11 protein-coding genes and 1 pseudogene are annotated in these 16,185 nt (G+C 56.9%); 9 read left to right on the top strand and 3 right to left on the bottom strand.

Going from position 1 to position 16,185, the window contains the following annotated elements; translation table 11 throughout:
- The first annotated feature begins 11 nt into the window (after positions 1-11).
- The 6 genes from ACIQYF_RS17385 to ACIQYF_RS17360 all read left to right on the top strand — a co-directional run bounded on the left by ACIQYF_RS17385 (position 12) and on the right by ACIQYF_RS17360 (position 9,285).
- Positions 12-653, top strand: coding sequence for a tetratricopeptide repeat protein (locus tag ACIQYF_RS17385; protein ID WP_402864322.1), 642 nt, complete (start codon positions 12-14; stop codon positions 651-653).
- Complete coding sequence (bamB, locus tag ACIQYF_RS17380) at positions 646-1,797, top strand: outer membrane protein assembly factor BamB (protein WP_402864370.1); 1,152 nt, start codon at positions 646-648, stop codon at positions 1,795-1,797. The genes ACIQYF_RS17385 and bamB overlap by 8 nt, the downstream gene beginning before the upstream one ends.
- Before the next feature lie 138 nt (positions 1,798-1,935).
- Positions 1,936-3,405 carry a ribosome biogenesis GTPase Der gene (gene der / locus ACIQYF_RS17375; RefSeq protein ID WP_402864320.1) on the top strand — a complete coding sequence of 490 codons (1,470 nt, stop codon included), beginning with the start codon at positions 1,936-1,938 and terminating at the stop codon, positions 3,403-3,405.
- Between the two features lie 106 nt (positions 3,406-3,511).
- Complete coding sequence (locus ACIQYF_RS17370) at positions 3,512-4,660, top strand: pyridoxal phosphate-dependent aminotransferase (protein WP_402864318.1); 1,149 nt, start codon at positions 3,512-3,514, stop codon at positions 4,658-4,660.
- Positions 4,648-5,439: an amidohydrolase gene (locus ACIQYF_RS17365; protein ID WP_402864316.1), complete on the top strand. Its 792-nt coding sequence runs from the start codon at positions 4,648-4,650 to the stop codon at positions 5,437-5,439. Before ACIQYF_RS17370 ends, ACIQYF_RS17365 begins: the two co-directional genes overlap by 13 nt.
- A gap of 399 nt (positions 5,440-5,838) precedes the next feature.
- On the top strand, positions 5,839-9,285 hold the full coding sequence (locus ACIQYF_RS17360; protein ID WP_402864314.1) for a DUF4329 domain-containing protein: 3,447 nt from the start codon (positions 5,839-5,841) through the stop codon (positions 9,283-9,285).
- A gap of 117 nt (positions 9,286-9,402) precedes the next feature.
- On the opposite strand, the gene leuA is transcribed toward ACIQYF_RS17360, so the two are convergent.
- From leuA to xseA, 3 genes are all read right to left on the bottom strand, one after another.
- Complete coding sequence (gene leuA, locus ACIQYF_RS17355) at positions 9,403-11,082, bottom strand: 2-isopropylmalate synthase (RefSeq protein ID WP_402864312.1); 1,680 nt, start codon at positions 11,080-11,082, stop codon at positions 9,403-9,405.
- A gap of 329 nt (positions 11,083-11,411) precedes the next feature.
- Positions 11,412-12,236, bottom strand: coding sequence for a peptidoglycan DD-metalloendopeptidase family protein (locus ACIQYF_RS17350; RefSeq protein WP_402864310.1), 825 nt, complete (start codon positions 12,234-12,236; stop codon positions 11,412-11,414).
- A gap of 4 nt (positions 12,237-12,240) precedes the next feature.
- Entirely contained in the window at positions 12,241-13,620 is a 1,380-nt protein-coding gene (gene xseA, locus ACIQYF_RS17345; protein WP_402864308.1) for an exodeoxyribonuclease VII large subunit, read from the bottom strand.
- Between the two features lie 92 nt (positions 13,621-13,712).
- Between xseA and ACIQYF_RS17340 the strand changes: the two are divergent.
- The 3 genes and pseudogenes from ACIQYF_RS17340 to guaB form a co-directional block, all read left to right on the top strand.
- Positions 13,713-13,814 (top strand): annotated as a pseudogene (locus tag ACIQYF_RS17340) (sulfite exporter TauE/SafE family protein); the annotation flags it as partial.
- Positions 13,815-13,932: 118 nt separating this feature from the next.
- Positions 13,933-14,481, top strand: a complete 549-nt coding sequence (locus tag ACIQYF_RS17335) for a sugar ABC transporter ATPase (protein ID WP_402864306.1) — start codon at positions 13,933-13,935, stop codon at positions 14,479-14,481.
- A gap of 131 nt (positions 14,482-14,612) precedes the next feature.
- A complete protein-coding gene (guaB, locus tag ACIQYF_RS17330) occupies positions 14,613-16,082 on the top strand; it encodes an IMP dehydrogenase (protein ID WP_402864304.1) in 1,470 nt (489 codons plus the stop codon).
- Positions 16,083-16,185 lie beyond the last annotated feature (103 nt).

Raw genomic sequence — 16,185 nt, 5'->3', positions numbered from 1 at the left:
GGAGTGTTGGGGTGTCGAGTAACGAAGATGATCAGCTGGGCGAGTTGAAAGACTGGTGGCAGCGCAACGGCAAACCCCTGGTCACTGGCGGCTTGCTGGCGCTGGTGGTGGTGTTCGGCTGGCAGGCTTGGCACAAATATCAGAGCAATCAGTCGCAGGGTGCGTCGATGCTCTATCAACAATTGCTCGAAACCGCGCTGACGCCTAATGGGCAGCCAGATGCGGGCCGTGTGGCCGACTTGGCCAACAAGCTGAAAAGCGAGTACGGCGGTTCGGCCTACGCCCAATTTGGCGGTCTGTTTGTGGCTAAAGTGGCCGTAGACACTGGCAAGCTGGATGATGCGGCTACCGAGCTCAAGGCAATTGTCGACAAGCCGGCTAACCCAACCTTGGGTGAAGTGGCGCGTCAGCGTCTGGCGCAGGTTCTGGCCGCGCAAGGCAAGGCGGATGACGCCTTGAAGCTGCTTGAAGGTGACTCGGACAAAGCATTCCTGGCTGGCCGTGAAGAACTGAAAGGCGATCTGCTGGTTCAGCAGGGTCGTACTGACGACGCACGTAAAGCCTACGAAAAAGCCAAGGCTGCACTGTCCGATGACGCGGCGGTCGGTGGCTTACAAATCAAGCTTGATGACTTGGCCAAAGGGGATGCGTGAAGTGATGCGTTGGAAACATGCGGCATTGCTGGCTCTGGTCGTTTTGGCCGCGGGTTGCAGCAGCAACAGCAAAAAAGAACTTCCACCCGCTGAGCTGACTGACTTCAAAGAAGAAGTCGTTCTGCAAAAGCAGTGGGATCGTTCGATCGGTGACGGTCAGGGTAAAACCTACAACATGCTGACTCCAGCGGTTGAAGGTAATACCATTTACGCCGCTGACGTGAACGGAATCGTGATGTCTCTGGACCGCATGAACGGCGACGTTCAGTGGAAGAAAGACCTCGAGCTGCCTGTTTCCGGCGCAATCGGCGTTGGCTACGGCCTGGTCATGCTCGGCACCTTGCAAGGTGACGTGATTGCCCTGGACGCCAGCACTGGCGAACAAAAATGGCGCACTCGCGTTAACAGTGAGGTGCTTGCACCGCCTGCCACCAACGGTGACATCGTGGTGGTTCAGACCCAGGACGACCATCTTGTGGGCCTGGATGCCTCGACCGGCGACCGGCGCTGGATCTACGACAGCACGCCAGGGGTTTTGACCTTGCGTGGTACCGGCGCGCCGCTGGTGACCAATCATCTGGCCATTGCAGGTCTTTCGACCGGCAAAGTAGTTGCCCTTGATACTCAGAACGGCGTACCGGTGTGGGAGCAACGCGTTGCCATCCCGCAAGGCCGTTCGGAACTGGAGCGTATCGTCGATATCGACGGCGGTCTGCTTCTGTCTGGTGGCACCCTGTATGTCGCCAGCTATCAGGGCCGCATGGCGGCTCTGGAGCTGGAAAGCGGTCGTGTACTCTGGCAGCGTGATGCTTCCAGCTATGCAGGTGTCGCTCAAGGTTTTGGCAACGTCTACATCAGCCTGGCGTCGGGCACTGTAGAAGGCGTTGACGAACGGTCGACCACCGTACTGTGGACCAATGAAGCGCTGGCTCGCCGCCAACTGTCGGCTCCAGAAGTCTTCTCCAGCTATGTGGCAGTCGGTGACATGGAAGGCTATCTGCACCTGTTGAGCCAGGTCGATGGCCGTTTCGTAGGCCGTACTCGCATTGACAGCGATGGTCTTCGGGCGCGTCCGCTGGTGGTCGGTGACATGATTTACGTGTTTGGTAACAGCGGCAAACTGGAAGCCCTGACCATTCGCTAAGGCGTCTATGCTTGAGGCTCTAGGGTCTCAGGCAGCCTTGCTCTGGCAAGGCTTGCGGCACATCTGTGCTGTTCCGAACTCTGGCCGCTGCCTTGCAGCGGCTTTTGTATTTTCTGAAATAACGAAGTGGAGAGCCGCATGGTTCCCGTAATCGCCCTGGTGGGCCGACCAAACGTCGGCAAGTCCACCTTGTTCAACCGCCTGACCAGGACTCGCGACGCCATCGTCGGCGACGTGTCCGGTCTGACCCGTGATCGCCAATACGGTGAGGCCAAGTGGCAAGGGCGTTCCTACATTTTGGTCGACACCGGCGGTATCTCCGGTGACGAGCACGGTATGGACGAAAAAATGGCCGAGCAGTCGCTGCTGGCCATCGAAGAAGCTGATGTCGTTCTGTTCCTGGTAGATGCAAAAGCAGGTTTCACAGCCGCTGACCAGATGATCGGCGAGCACCTTCGCAAGCGTAACAAGCGCTCCTACGTGGTGGCTAACAAGGTCGACAACATCGACCCGGACATGGCTCGCGCCGAGTTCGCACCGCTGGGCATGGGCGACGCGATCCCGATCGCTGGCGCACATGGTCGCGGTATCACACAACTGCTGGAAATTGCCCTGAGCAACTTCCCGCGTGACGAAGAAGAGCCTGAAGACGGCGAAGAAGAAATCGTTCTTGAGGGTGAGGAAGCCAAACGCATTCCTGGCCCTAGCGAAAAAGACGGTATCAAGATCGCCATCATTGGTCGTCCTAACGTCGGTAAATCGACGCTGGTTAACCGCATGCTCGGTGAAGACCGCGTCATCGTGTATGACCAGCCCGGCACCACGCGTGACAGTATCTACATCCCGTTCGAGCGTAACGACGAGAAGTACACGCTGATCGACACCGCCGGTGTGCGCAAACGCGGCAAGATCCACGAAGAAGTCGAAAAATTCTCCGTGGTCAAAACCCTGCAAGCCATCAAAGACGCCAACGTGGTGATCTTTGTGATGGACGCCCGTGAAGGCGTGGTTGACCACGACCTCAACCTGTTGGGCTTTGCGCTGGAGGCCGGTCGTGCTCTGGTTATCGCGATCAACAAGTGGGACGGCATGACCCCAAGCGAGCGCGAGTTCGTGAAGGTCGAATTGACCCGTCGTCTGTTCTTCGTCGACTTCGCGGATATTCACTTCATCTCGGCCTTGCACGGCACCGGTGTCGGTAACTTGTACCAATCGGTGCAGAACTCCTTCAAATCGGCGGTTACCCGCTGGCCAACCAACCGTCTGACCCAGATCCTGGAAGACGCCGTAAGCGAGCACGCGCCGCCGATGGTTAACAGCCGCCGGATCAAGCTGCGTTATGCCCACTTGGGCGGTGCTAACCCGCCGATTATCGTGATCCACGGTAACCAGGTTGAGAAGGTTCCGAAGTCTTACGTCCGTTATCTCGAAAACACCTACCGTCGTGTCTTGAAGCTGGTCGGTACACCGATCCGCATCGAGTTCAAAGGTGGCGAGAACCCGTACGAAGCCAATAAGAACTCGTTGACCGACCGTCAGGTCAACAAAAAGCGCCGCATGATGTCGCACCACAAAAAAGCGGACAAAAAGCGTAGAGACAAGCGCTAACGCGCTAGCTGTAAGTTTTAAGCTGCAAGCTGTAAGTTAGAGCGAATATGCTTTTAGCTTGCAGCTTGAGGCTAACGACTAGCAGCTCCCTAAAAGGGTCACGTCCATGATTGTCAGTAAGTTGCCGAATGTCGGCACCACCATCTTCACGCGCATGTCGCAACTTGCGGCTGAAACCGGCGCGCTTAACTTGTCTCAGGGTTTTCCTGATTTTGATGGCCCGCAAGCGCTGCGCGATGCGGTTGGCCAACATGTCGCCAGTGGTCACAACCAATACTCGCCAATGACCGGCTTGCCCGCCTTGCGTATGCAAGTTGCGGCAAAAATTGCCCGCAGCTATGGCGTGTACGTGGATGCCGATACCGAGGTGACTATCACCCCCGGCGCCACTCAAGCTATTTTTTGTGCAATCCAGGCGGTGATTCACGCCGGTGACGAAGTCATCGTGTTCGACCCTTGCTATGACAGCTACGAGCCCTCGGTTGAATTGGCCGGTGGTCGTTGCGTGCATGTGCAGTTGGGGCTGGATGACTTCTCTATTGACTGGCAAAAGCTGAAAGATGCACTGACGCCGCGCACGCGAATGATCATCCTCAACAGTCCGCACAACCCAAGCGGTGCGTTGATCAGCCGTGCCGAACTGGACCAGTTGGCTGCATTGATCGCAGACCGCGATATTTACCTGGTCAGCGATGAGGTCTACGAGCACTTGGTGTACGACGGCGTGCCCCACGTCAGTGTTTTGTCGCACCCCGAGTTGTACCATCGTGCCTTTGTTGTCAGTTCATTCGGCAAGACGTACCACGTCACCGGTTGGAAAACCGGTTATGTCGTGGCGCCGCCTGCACTGACGGCCGAGTTGCGCAAGGTGCATCAATACGTGAGCTTTTGTGGTGTGACACCGCTGCAGTATGCGTTGGCCGATTTTATGGCGGCCTGCCCCGAGCACGTTGATGAGTTGCCAGCGTTCTACCAGGCCAAGCGGGACCTGTTTTGTGATGTGTTAAAGCCATCGCGTTTCAGCTTTAAACCGGTGGCGGGGACGTACTTCCAGTTGGTGGATTATTCCCTTATTCGTCCGGACCTCAATGACGTCGACATGGCCTTGTGGATGACCCGCGAGCATGGTGTGGCGACGATCCCGGTTTCGGTGTTCTACCAGACCCCGCCTCAAGGGCAGCGGCTGGTTCGTCTGTGTTTTGCCAAACGCGAGGAGACGCTGCGTGAAGCAGCAGAAAAACTATGCGTGATCTAAGTGGTTTACCCGATCTAACCCTGGCGCTGGTGCAGACCACATTGGTCTGGCATGACCGCCAGGCCAATTTTGAGCGCTTGGAAGAGTTGCTTGAGCAAGCGAGTGGTGCAGACCTGGTGGTCTTGCCAGAAATGTTCACCACAGGTTTCAGCATGGAGTCCGAGACCCTTGCCGAGCCCGAGAACGGCCCCACAACCGAGTGGTTGCTGCATCAGGCGAAAAAGCTCAATGCGGTCGTGACCGGCAGCGTGATTGTGCAAGCGGCTGATGGCAGCCATCGCAACCGCTTGCTCTGGGCGCGACCTGATGGCGAAGTGCTGCATTACGACAAACGCCACTTGTTTCGCATGGCGGGGGAGCACGAGCACTTCACGCCGGGTGAGCGTCAGGTGCAGTTTGAAGTCAAAGGCTGGCGTATTCGTCCGTTGATTTGCTACGACCTGCGCTTCCCTGTGTGGAGCAGCGACCCGCGTGACACCGACCTGTTGCTCTACACCGCCAACTGGCCGGGCGCACGCCGACTGCACTGGAACCGTCTGCTGCCAGCCCGGGCGATTGAAAACCTGTGTTATGTCGGTGCGGTCAATCGCGTGGGCATAGACGGAAAAGGTCTGGTCTACACCGGTGACAGCCACATCTTCGACTTCCAGGGTGAATCATTGTTGAGTGCAGGCGAGGCCGATGGCGTGTTTCAGGTAAGCCTGAGCGCCAGTGATCTGGCAGCATACCGCAAGCGGTTCCCGGCGAATCTGGATGCGGACGATTTTGAGTTGCGCTAGGGGCTGCTCCCGTTGTGCACTCACCCCTCGATCTGTATGAGCAAGCTCGTATTGTTTTAGTTCTCAAGCACGACCAATACGAGCTCGCAATGCCCCGATTGATGCTCAGCAATGAGCACATAAACCTGACCTGCGATTACCTCTGGCGCTGCAGCGCCAAGGTCGGGGCGGGGAAGTGCAGGCCGCTCAAGCCGCTGCCAAAGTCTTAGCGTGCTTTACATTTCGTTTTCCGAGTCCCTAACCGTCATCTGCCTTGAGGACGTTCGGCAAAGCGAGAGACAAGGCGAGTTTTAAGATTGCTAACTATGTACCGCTTGTTCGAAGGTGATGTTCTTGATGATGTAAAGACGGCGGGCATGCGTGTTCCGTCTTCTTTTTCTAATCAAGGATTAAACGGTGATGAGGCATATAAACGATCGTGAAAAGCGCCATGCGCAACCCAATGTAAACGTCGAACTACCCGCGCTGAGCCCGGCGTATGTAAGCGCCGATGATGCTGCCCGTTATGCGCATCGCTTGATCGGCGATTTTCGAAGTGCCGAATACGGTGGCGTCATCTTAAAAGATGCTCAAGGGCGTTTCTTTGCAACGCGCCCTGTCAAAGACCAGTCGGGCTCTTTTAACCCGACCCGGGTTATTTCAACCGACGCTCAAGGTAACTTCATTACGCCTGCCGGTTACACCTGTTATGCCTTTTATCATTCACATCCGAGCCACTACGATGAGTTGCTGCACGGGTTAGAACACTTGAGCGCTAGCGCTGAAGAGGTCATGACATCGATCGGTTTTTTCTCAAGAACCGATATTGTGGTCAATATGCTCAATGCCTATTTTGCAGTGGCGCATTATTTATCAGCCCCCAATGGTGCTTTGCTCAAGTATGTGTCCAGTGGTTCGGCTGCGGAGCGTGCCCTGGTTGAACGCTTTGTACTCGATATGCAGGCCGAAAAACTTAGCTTTTCCACGGTTGCCGAGTATGTTCAGGAGGTGGCCCGCACCGGGGCGCTGAGTATTATCCAGAGTAATGAGGTGTGGGGGGGCAAGCTCGGTAAGGTGAGCGCAGATTTCAAAGTGTTCACCGCGCATGCCTTGCTCGATCCTGCTCCGGTAATGATTAGCCAACCCGCGTTCAGTTCGATCAGTAGCACGCTTGAACAGGCCCTCAAAGAAGCTCGGGCGCGTGTTCATCAAACTGCTGAAAGCCAGTTTGGCTTCATTTTAAAATTTAAAGACCGTCCTATTTACATCAGCACTGAGCCGGTAATCGAGGAGATGGACTTTTCGCTGGCGCGGATTTTTGGTCGCAGCACCGCAGGTAAGGCTTTAGTCCCGACCAATTTCGAGATTGTCGGGCTGTATGCCTGCGACGGTTTTTACCGTGACCCCAGTCTGGTCCCTGCGCAAGAACCGACGGTGTTCAAGAACTTCCTGCACCCTGACGCACTGGCCAAGGGTATTCAGGTGGCTAAAAGCCTGAAGCTGCCAGCGGCCTCACAGGCGGTGCCGTTGTATATCGTGTGCCGCGACGGCGCGCTCCTAAAATACGTTTCAACATTGGCCGCGGCCGAGGAAAAATTTCTGGCGGCACTGCCGCAAGGCGAAGGCGGCGGTTTAGCGATCCTCAGAGACCTGCTAGGTGGCTTCTATACGCCCGGCACTTACATCCGTGACCTGGCCGCTGCCGGACAGTTGAGCGTGTTGCACACCAGTGATCTGTGGCGTTATGCAGGTCGTGTAGATGCGAACTGGCAGCCCTATAAAGACTTTTATCGGCGCGAGTTGGGGCCATCCTTTGTGTCTGCTGACGATGCTGCCCGCTACGCTCATAACGTCATCGCCAAGCGAACGGACTACACCTATGGCGGCCTTATCTACCAGCGCCTGGATAATCGTTTTGTCGCCACCGAACCCATGGCGGTAAAAAATGAAACGTTTGACGCCACGCAGGTGTTTCCTCCCGAACTGATGAAGCACGTGCCGCATGGTTGCTCGGTGGCGGCGGTTTACCACACACATTGTGTGCATCCGTTGCAACTATGGCGTTCTGCAGACGAAGAACAGCTATTTCGCAACATGCTTGAACCCCATGAGCTCTATGACGCGATCAAGAATCGTGATTGGGCCAGTGCGCGTTATTTTTCGACACAAAACGGCACGCTGCTCAGGTACACGCCAAGTGGATCGGCAAAGGAAGCTAATCTATTTCGCCTAATTTCGCCGCCGGCGCTAAACCCCGAACAGGTCCGTCGAAATACACTGGGGGCAGCCATGCGCGCCAACACGCTCAAGCCTGGGCAATACATTTCCCACGTGGCAGAGGCCGGGGACTTGTGCGTCGTCGTGGGCAGTGCGTTATGGGGCCCCCCCGGTAAAATCACGCCAATCTGGAAACCCAGAGTCAGCACCGCCGCCGTGACACACGCCTTGTCACTACCGGCCCTGAGTCCGATATTCGCGCAGTCTGAAGACGCGGTGCGTTATGCCCATGAGCACATGGGCGCCCGTGCCACTGCTCAATACGGGGTGATTTTGCGCAGTACCCACAGCGAGGAGTACGTGACTACGTTGCCTTTGGAGGGTGGCGATTTCAGTATGGAGCGCCTTTTTTCGCGCGATGAGTTAACCGGCCAATACAACCTACCGTTGGCTTTTAAACTGCATGGGGTCTATGTCGGCGCGTCTAAAAAAGTAGCGCAGATCAAAGGTCACCTTACCAACAGACGGGTTTACGAGGCGTTTATCTCACCTGTGGACCTGGTCAAAGCGTTGCAACTGGCTATCAGTCTCAAGCGCGAAGTGGCTTTAGTGGGCGAGGGGAGTGTGGTTTATATCTCGGGTGGCGAGGGTGCCCTGTTGCGTTTTATCAACACATTGGATGCTGTGCAGCTCTCGACAGGGCTGTTTAAAGACGCCGGGCAGGCGTTACTGAATGAACTGACAGCGCTTAGATTGACGCCTTTGGAATATGTGCGCCAAGTGGCGATGGCGGGCGAGTTGCATGTGCTGCAGACCAATGCGGTGTGGCACGAGCCGGGTCATGTGTCGGGGGGGTGGCAGCCTTACGGCTTGGAAAGCGTGCCTCGACCTGCGAGTACACTCAAGTTTTTCCCGGCAAGCCCGGTATTTTCCCACCCCGATGATGCCGCGCGCTTTGTGCATCGCCGGATAAAACTGCCGCACACGGTCAATATCATGGGCGGTGTCTTACATGACGCCACTTACGGCAGCTACGTGGCGCTTGAGCCGGTGGTCAATGGTGAATCCGTCAATGTGGCTGAGATGATTAACAAAACCCACAGCTATCAACAGCAAGGCTCTGCCAGAGCCGTGCTTCCCCTCGGTTATTCACTGGTTAGCCTGCATTACTCGCGTGATGTGCGAGGGATCAGGGCTGTCTCTGGGGTTGAAACCCAACTGATCCGTAATATCCCGTGGCCGGAAGACCTTTGCTATGCCTTCCATACCGAAGACGTCAGAGGGGCGGTGTATGACTACGTTTATGTCTCGGCAGACGATGGAGGACTCTTGCGCTATGGGCGCGGTAACGATGCGGCGACTTTTGCGCTGTGTAATGGTGTCAGTGGTTACGGGTGGACCACTGAGGCTTATTTTGTCGAGAACGCCCAGCCTCTTCCGACCCCGACCCCCGCCAGTGAAATCATGACCAAACTGCTCAATTTTGGCAGTTTGCGCGTGCTCGTCAGCAGTGCCAGTTGGCCGCTTCAGGGCGGGATTCACAGCCCCCATACGATCTCAACAGAGCCTTCTGGTCTGAACTATGAAGGCACGACTCCCGCTCAACCCATTGCGAATTTAAAGGTCGGGCCTTTACGTGACGAATTGTAAGCGCCAAAACCTATAGGCTCTGGCCAATGGCTCAAGGCATTAAGGGGTAGGCACATCAAGCGCAAAAAAGCCCCCATGGTGAACGCCATGGAGGCTTTTTGGTTTCAGACCGGGCGCTTACGCAGCTTTAGCGTCGGCTTCGCTCAGCGAGCGGTTCAGGGCGCTGAACAGAGCCTTGAAGCTGGCAGTGGTGATGTTTTCATCGATGCCCACGCCGTGTACAGCACGTTCGCCATTCACCCGCAGCTCGATGTAGGCCGCTGCCTTGGCATTGGTGCCAGCACCAATGGCATGCTCGTTGTAATCCATGATTTCGGCAGTCACAGGCAGGCCCGCCACCAGAGCTTCCAGCGCGCCGTTACCTTTGCCGTTCCAGCGCAGGTTAGTCTCGCCAGCGCCTTTGGCCGACACTTCAACTTCGACGGCGCTGTGGCCGTTTTCTTCCTGCAGGCGATGGCTCACCAACGCGTAAGGCGTGTTGGCTTGCAGATATTCGCTGTGCAGCAAGCTGTGAATTTGCTGTGCGGTCATCTCAAGGCCAAGACGGTCGGTCTCGCGCTGAACCACCTGGCTGAACTCGATCTGCATGCGGCGCGGCAAGCTGATGCCGTATTCCTGCTCCAGCAGGTAAGCAATGCCGCCTTTGCCTGACTGGCTGTTCACCCGAATCACGGCTTCATAGCTGCGGCCAATGTCAGCCGGGTCAATCGGCAAGTACGGCACTTCCCACAGAGCGTCCGGCTTTTGCTGGGCGAAACCCTTGCGGATAGCGTCTTGATGCGAGCCTGAGAATGCGGTGTGTACCAAGTCGCCCACATACGGGTGACGTGGGTGAACCGGGATTTGGTTGCACTCTTCGACCACTTTGCGCACGCCGTCGATGTCGGAGAAGTCCAACTGCGGGTCCAGGCCTTGGGTGTACATGTTCAGGGCCACGGTCACCAGGTCAACGTTGCCGGTGCGCTCGCCGTTACCGAACAGGCAGCCTTCGACGCGATCAGCGCCGGCCATCAAGCCCAGTTCAGTTGCGGCAACCCCAGTGCCACGGTCGTTGTGGGTGTGCAGGCTGATAATCACGCTGTCACGGCGGTTGATATGGCGACCGAACCACTCGATCTGATCGGCGTAAATGTTCGGGGTGGCGCACTCAACGGTGGCGGGCAAGTTGAGGATCACTTTGTGCTCGGGCGTCGGGTTCCATACCTCGATCACCGCGTCACACACTTCCTTGGCAAACTCCAGTTCGGTGGCGCTGAACGTCTCTGGCGAGTATTCGAATGTCCACTGGGTTTCTGGCTGCTGGGCAGCGTATTTGACGAACAGCTTGGCTGCGCTGACAGCGATCTCCTTGATGCCGTCCTTGTCCTGGTTGAACACGATACGGCGGAACGAGGGGGACGTTGCGTTGTACAAGTGAACGATGGCTTTTTTAGCCCCGCGCAGCGATTCGAAGGTCCGTGCAATCAAGTCTTCACGACCTTGGGTCAATACCTGAATCGTAGTGTCGTCCGGGATGTGGCCGTCTTCGATCAAGGTGCGCACAAAGTCGAAGTCAGTTTGCGATGCGGCCGGGAACGAAGCCTCAATTTCTTTTACGCCAACGCTGACCAGGGTTTTCCAGAAGCGCAGCTTCTTCACCGCATCCATTGGCTCGATCAGCGACTGGTTGCCGTCGCGCAAATCGGAGCTGCACCAGATAGGTGCTTGTGTGATGGTTTTCGATGGCCAGGTACGGTCAGGCAAATCAATGACCGCAAAGGCGCGGTATTTGGAAGAAGGGTCTTTGAGCATGGTCATCAGGCAATCCTTTAAAGGGCGAGCCGTATCGATAAAAGTGGCTCGCTGAAGAAATACAAAGCAGGGGGGCGAGGCAGCGCGTGTCAGCTTTGCAGTCGTGCACTGACGAGGCAGAGGCTTCGGTGTTGGCGTAATTGAATGAGGGTATGAGATGTTTTCATAGCCTCAACCCTAACCATTGAGCTTAAAGTTGGCAAGCGACTAAAAAAGATTGAGATAAATGCTCTTAAAACGCTTTTTTTTGATTTTTTATGGCGATTTTTGTTTGGATTTGTTTTTTAAATTGCGTCACTCAGGCGGGGGTCGCAACTTGTAAGCGACGCGGTGGGTCAGGGTTGAAACGCGCCGATAAAGATCGCCGGGTCCACTCGGGCGTCGTTCAGACTGACGTTCCAGTGCATATGCGGCCCGGTGGCGCGGCCCGTTGATCCGACCTTTCCGACCACGTCGCCGCGCGCCAGCTGCTGTCCAAGCTTGGCGTCGATTTTCGACATGTGGCAAAACATGCTGATAAAGCCTTGGCCGTGGTCAACGAACACGGTGTTGCCATTGAAGAAGTAGTTGCCAATCAGAATGACCTTGCCTGCGGCCGGGGTTTTGATCGGCGTACCTGCGGGCACGGCGAAGTCCAGACCTGCATGCGGATTGCGTTCTTCGCCATTGAAGAAGCGGCGCACACCAAACTTGCTCGACAGCGGGCCGTTGACGGGCTTGTCCAGCAGCAGGTTGCTCGGCGTGTTCGGGCTGAAGGTTCGGTATGCCTTGATCTGTACCGCCAGCTCGTTTTCGATGCGTTTTAGGTCATCCGGGTTAGGGTTGACCTGGCGCTGGTTTTTAAGGGTGATGTGCTGCTCGGGGTACTTCTTGTTGCCCACCTTGAACGTCAGGCTTCGGCCGTTGGTAGAGAGTGTTTGCGTGCCCGGCTTAACGCTCAGAGGGATACCGACAATCGCGCGCCAGTTATCCTGTTCTTTGATCACCAGCACGGGTTTGCCATCGTATTTGGCCTCTGGCCGTTGCGCGCCAGTGCCTAGGTCGAGTACCGCCACGCCGCCCGGTACCGGCTTGTTGAGCAGTCGGGTGATGTAGCTGTCGGCGGCCGAGACGTTGAAGGCCAGGCACAGCAATAAAGCGGCAGTCAATAAGCGTGGCATTAGCTCAATCCAGTAAAGAAAGGGTCACGGGTGTCAGGTGATTGTCTTCAACCCGTACCTGCAATTCGCCTTCGCCCAATCTGGCCTTGAGACGTTGGCCATTGTGGGTTTGTTCGGCGCTGCGAATGGCATTGCCGCGTTCATCGAGCAATATGCTGTAGCCACGCCCCAAGGTGGCCAGCGGGCTCACCACATGCAGGGTTTGCATCTGGCTTTGCAGCGTCAGCCGGCGGGCCTTCAGACCTTCGCGCATGGCCCGTGGCAGGCGTTCGGCAAGGCTGTCCAAGCGTTGGCGGAGTAAGGCTAGCTGGCGACCTGGATGTTGCGCTGCCAGGCGTGTTTCCAGACGTATCAAGCGCTCGCGGCGAGTATTGAGGCTGCGCTCAAACGCGCGGCGCATGCGCATATCCAGGTCGTCGAGGCGCTGTGCCTGCTGGCGCAACCGTTCACCCGGATGGCGCAGGCGTCGGGCCAGGCCATCGAGGCGCAGACGGTCGCGCATCAGCCGATCGCGGATACGCATGACCAGTCGGCGATGCAGGCTATCAACGCGGCGTTGCAGATCACTGGCGTCTGGTGCCAGTAATTCAGCCGCAGCAGACGGCGTCGGTGCGCGCACATCAGCGACAAAGTCACTGATCGACACGTCGGTTTCGTGCCCGATCGCACTGACGATTGGCGTGACACAGGCGTCGACCGCGCGCGCAACGGCTTCTTCGTTAAAGCACCACAGGTCTTCGAGCGAGCCACCGCCACGGGCCAGAATCAAGGCGTCAAAGCCCCGCGCATCGGCCAGCTTTAGCGCCCGGACAATTTGCGCAGTCGCTTCACGGCCCTGGACAGCGGTGGGGATCAGGGTCAATTCAACCTGAGGCGCACGGCGGCGGAACACGCTGATGATGTCGCGAATCACCGCGCCGGTGGGCGAGCTGATAATGCCGATGCGCTGTGGGTGTGCAGGCAACGGCACTTTGCGATCGGCACTGAACAACCCCTCTGCACTGAGTTTTTCTTTGAGTGCATCAAAGGCCAAGCGCAGCGCGCCATCACCGGCCGGTTCGACAGTGTCGAGGATCAGTTGATAATCGCCGCGCCCTTCAAACAGCGATACCTTGCCGCGTACTTTGACCGCCAGACCGTCTTTGAGCGCCTGACGCACCCGCGCGGCGTTGTTGCGAAACAACGCGCAGCGCACTTGGGCGCCGCTGTCTTTGAGGGTGAAGTAAATGTGCCCGGATGCGGGACGGGCGAGGTTGGAGATTTCGCCCTCGACCCAGATGTTGCTGAACACGTCTTCGAGCAAGACCCGCGCCCGGCCGTTGAGCTGGCTGACGGTCAGGACTTCTCGGTCAAGATTGAGTCGTGCAAAAGGATCTTTAATCATGCGCGCCATCATAAGGGCGGATTGTTTTGACTGCACCTGTCTGGTGACAGTCCGCGCACTAAAACAAGAAAGTAGGGCCATGGGTTTACCTTCTGTTTGGCGCTTTGTTTGGCCGCAGCGGATTTCTGTACGCGTTGTACTTGAATGCGCGGTTGCCCAAAGACGCGGCTCGGGCCACGCAAAGTGCCTTGATCGCGCGCTACCTGAGCGCTTGACCTCTGGGGCTGAAGCTTTAAGCTGCGCCCGCCGTGCTGCAGACGCGAGCTTGCTCCTGCGCAGGGCGTTTTCCTTTTCTCTACACGTGCCGTACCCATGAATTCGCAAAGCATCATCGTTCCTAAAATCTCCACCTTGCCGGTTCACGAACCTCGGGCGCGGGCGATCGTGCGCTGGCTGGTGCGCAAGAACATCATCGAAGAAGAACTCAGCACCTGCGGGCGTACGGGCAATGGCATGGCCTATGCCATCGCCCCGGGTGCCGCGAGCGTTGTGCTGCACCCTGAAGCGTTACCCTTCGGTCATCCGGTCAACGGCCTGGAGATCGTCACCAAGCGCTGCATCTACACCCCGGCCAAGGGCTTTCTTGAAGAAGCAGGCTGCGCCGAATGCCGCAAGGAAGTCGGAGAAGCCCTGTTCGACAGCCTCGAAGACTGGATGCCGGGGCGCACCGATAACTTCATATGCCCACTGTGTGGCCATGAAGACGACATCAACGGTTTCCTTTTTTTGCAGCCGTGCGCGTTTTCCAATCTGGGGTTTATCTTCAATAATTGGGCTGAGGCGGGTTTCAAGCAGCACTTTCTGGATGAGTTTGCCGATTGGCTGGATCAACCGGTGGCGTGGGTCAAAGTAGAGTTGTAAGGGGGGATTCTGCCTCCGGAGTCAATAAATCATGGCCTTTAGCGCAAAACTCTCTAAAGGTTTCCGTTGAGAGCTACAGGTGTTTTGAGTACAATGGCGCGCTTCCATTTTCCCGCTCGGGAGCCCCAGCGATGCTGCGTATCAGCCAAGAAGCACTCACCTTCGATGACATCCTTCTCGTTCCCGGTTATTCCGAGGTTCTTCCGAACGAAGTCAGTCTAAAGACTCGTTTGACCCGTGGCATTGAACTGAATATTCCGCTGGTTTCCGCCGCAATGGACACCGTGACTGAAGCCCGTCTGGCAATTGCCATGGCTCAGGAAGGCGGCATTGGCATCATCCACAAGAACATGACCATCGAGCAGCAAGCTCACGAAGTGCGCAAGGTCAAACGCTACGAAGCCGGTGTGGTTAAAGAGCCCATCACGATCGAAGCTGACGCGACGGTTCGTGAACTGTTTGAACTGACCCGCCTGCACAACATCTCCGGCGTACCGGTACTGCACAATGGCGACCTGGTCGGCATCGTGACGTCCCGTGACGTGCGTTTCGAAAACCGTATGGAAGCCACTGTTCGTGAAGTGATGACGCCTAAAGAGCGTCTGGTCACGGTCAAGGAAGGCGCCGACAAGAACGAAGCCCGTGAGCTGTTGCACAAGCACCGCATCGAGCGCGTGCTGATCGTCGACGACACATTTGCCCTTAAAGGCATGATGACCGTCAACGACATCGAAAAAGCCAAGGCTTACCCGCTGGCCAGCAAGGATGACCAGGGTCGTCTGCGCGTAGGCGCTGCGGTCGGTACGGGTAAAGACACCGAAGATCGCGTTTCGGCGCTGGTTGCGGCTGGCGTTGACGTTGTAGTCGTCGATACTGCACACGGTCACTCCAAAGGCGTGATTGACCGCGTACGTTGGGTCAAGCAGAACTTCCCTGAAGTCCAGGTCATCGGCGGCAACATCGCCACTGGCGCCGCGGCTCTGGCCCTGGCTGAAGCTGGCGCTGACGCTGTCAAAGTCGGTATCGGCCCAGGTTCGATCTGCACCACCCGTATCGTGGCCGGTGTTGGCGTTCCGCAAATCAGCGCAATTGCCAATGTGGCGGCAGCGCTTGAAGGCACTGGCGTACCGTTGATCGCTGACGGCGGCATCCGTTTCTCGGGTGACCTGTCCAAAGCCATCGTCGCCGGTGCTTCCAGCGTCATGATGGGCTCGATGTTTGCCGGTACTGAAGAAGCGCCAGGCGAAATCGAACTGTTCCAGGGCCGTTCGTACAAGGCTTATCGCGGCATGGGTTCGTTGGGTGCGATGTCGCAATCCCAGGGTTCCTCCGACCGTTACTTCCAGGACTCCTCTGCGGGTGCCGAGAAGCTGGTGCCAGAAGGCATCGAAGGTCGCGTGCCGTACAAAGGCTCGCTGACCGCGATCATTCACCAACTGATGGGTGGTCTGCGTTCCTCGATGGGTTACACCGGCAGCGCCGACATCGAGCAAATGCGCACCAAGCCTGAGTTTGTGCGTATCACGGGTGCGGGCATGGCTGAATCCCACGTCCACGACGTGCAGATCACCAAAGAAGCTCCAAACTATCGCGTAGGTTGATAGTGATCGCATTCGGGCACACGCCCGGGTGCGATGCGAATTAAATCACCGGGGCTGTTTGATTCAGCCCCGTGTCGTTTCTGAAATTTATCGAGATTTTGTC

It is taken from the genome of Pseudomonas sp. NPDC096917, assembly GCF_044762555.1.
Lineage (GTDB): Bacteria > Pseudomonadota > Gammaproteobacteria > Pseudomonadales > Pseudomonadaceae > Aquipseudomonas.
Note: the sequence above shows the minus strand (reverse complement) of the source record. Positions and strands in the feature narration are given on the sequence as shown.

Bases quoted from the DNA above. Each gene is read 5' to 3' on its own strand.
- ACIQYF_RS17360 (WP_402864314.1), top strand. From the start codon at position 5,839: ATGAGGCATATAAACGATCGTGAAAAGCGCCATGCGCAACCCAATGTA.
- ACIQYF_RS17335 (WP_402864306.1), top strand. From the start codon at position 13,933: ATGAATTCGCAAAGCATCATCGTTCCTAAAATCTCCACCTTGCCGGTT.
- guaB (WP_402864304.1), top strand. From the start codon at position 14,613: ATGCTGCGTATCAGCCAAGAAGCACTCACCTTCGATGACATCCTTCTC.
- bamB (WP_402864370.1), top strand. From the start codon at position 646: ATGCGTGAAGTGATGCGTTGGAAACATGCGGCATTGCTGGCTCTGGTC.
- xseA (WP_402864308.1), bottom strand. From the start codon at position 13,620: ATGATTAAAGATCCTTTTGCACGACTCAATCTTGACCGAGAAGTCCTG.
- leuA (WP_402864312.1), bottom strand. From the start codon at position 11,082: ATGACCATGCTCAAAGACCCTTCTTCCAAATACCGCGCCTTTGCGGTC.
- ACIQYF_RS17365 (WP_402864316.1), top strand. From the start codon at position 4,648: ATGCGTGATCTAAGTGGTTTACCCGATCTAACCCTGGCGCTGGTGCAG.
- ACIQYF_RS17370 (WP_402864318.1), top strand. From the start codon at position 3,512: ATGATTGTCAGTAAGTTGCCGAATGTCGGCACCACCATCTTCACGCGC.
- der (WP_402864320.1), top strand. From the start codon at position 1,936: ATGGTTCCCGTAATCGCCCTGGTGGGCCGACCAAACGTCGGCAAGTCC.
- ACIQYF_RS17350 (WP_402864310.1), bottom strand. From the start codon at position 12,236: ATGCCACGCTTATTGACTGCCGCTTTATTGCTGTGCCTGGCCTTCAAC.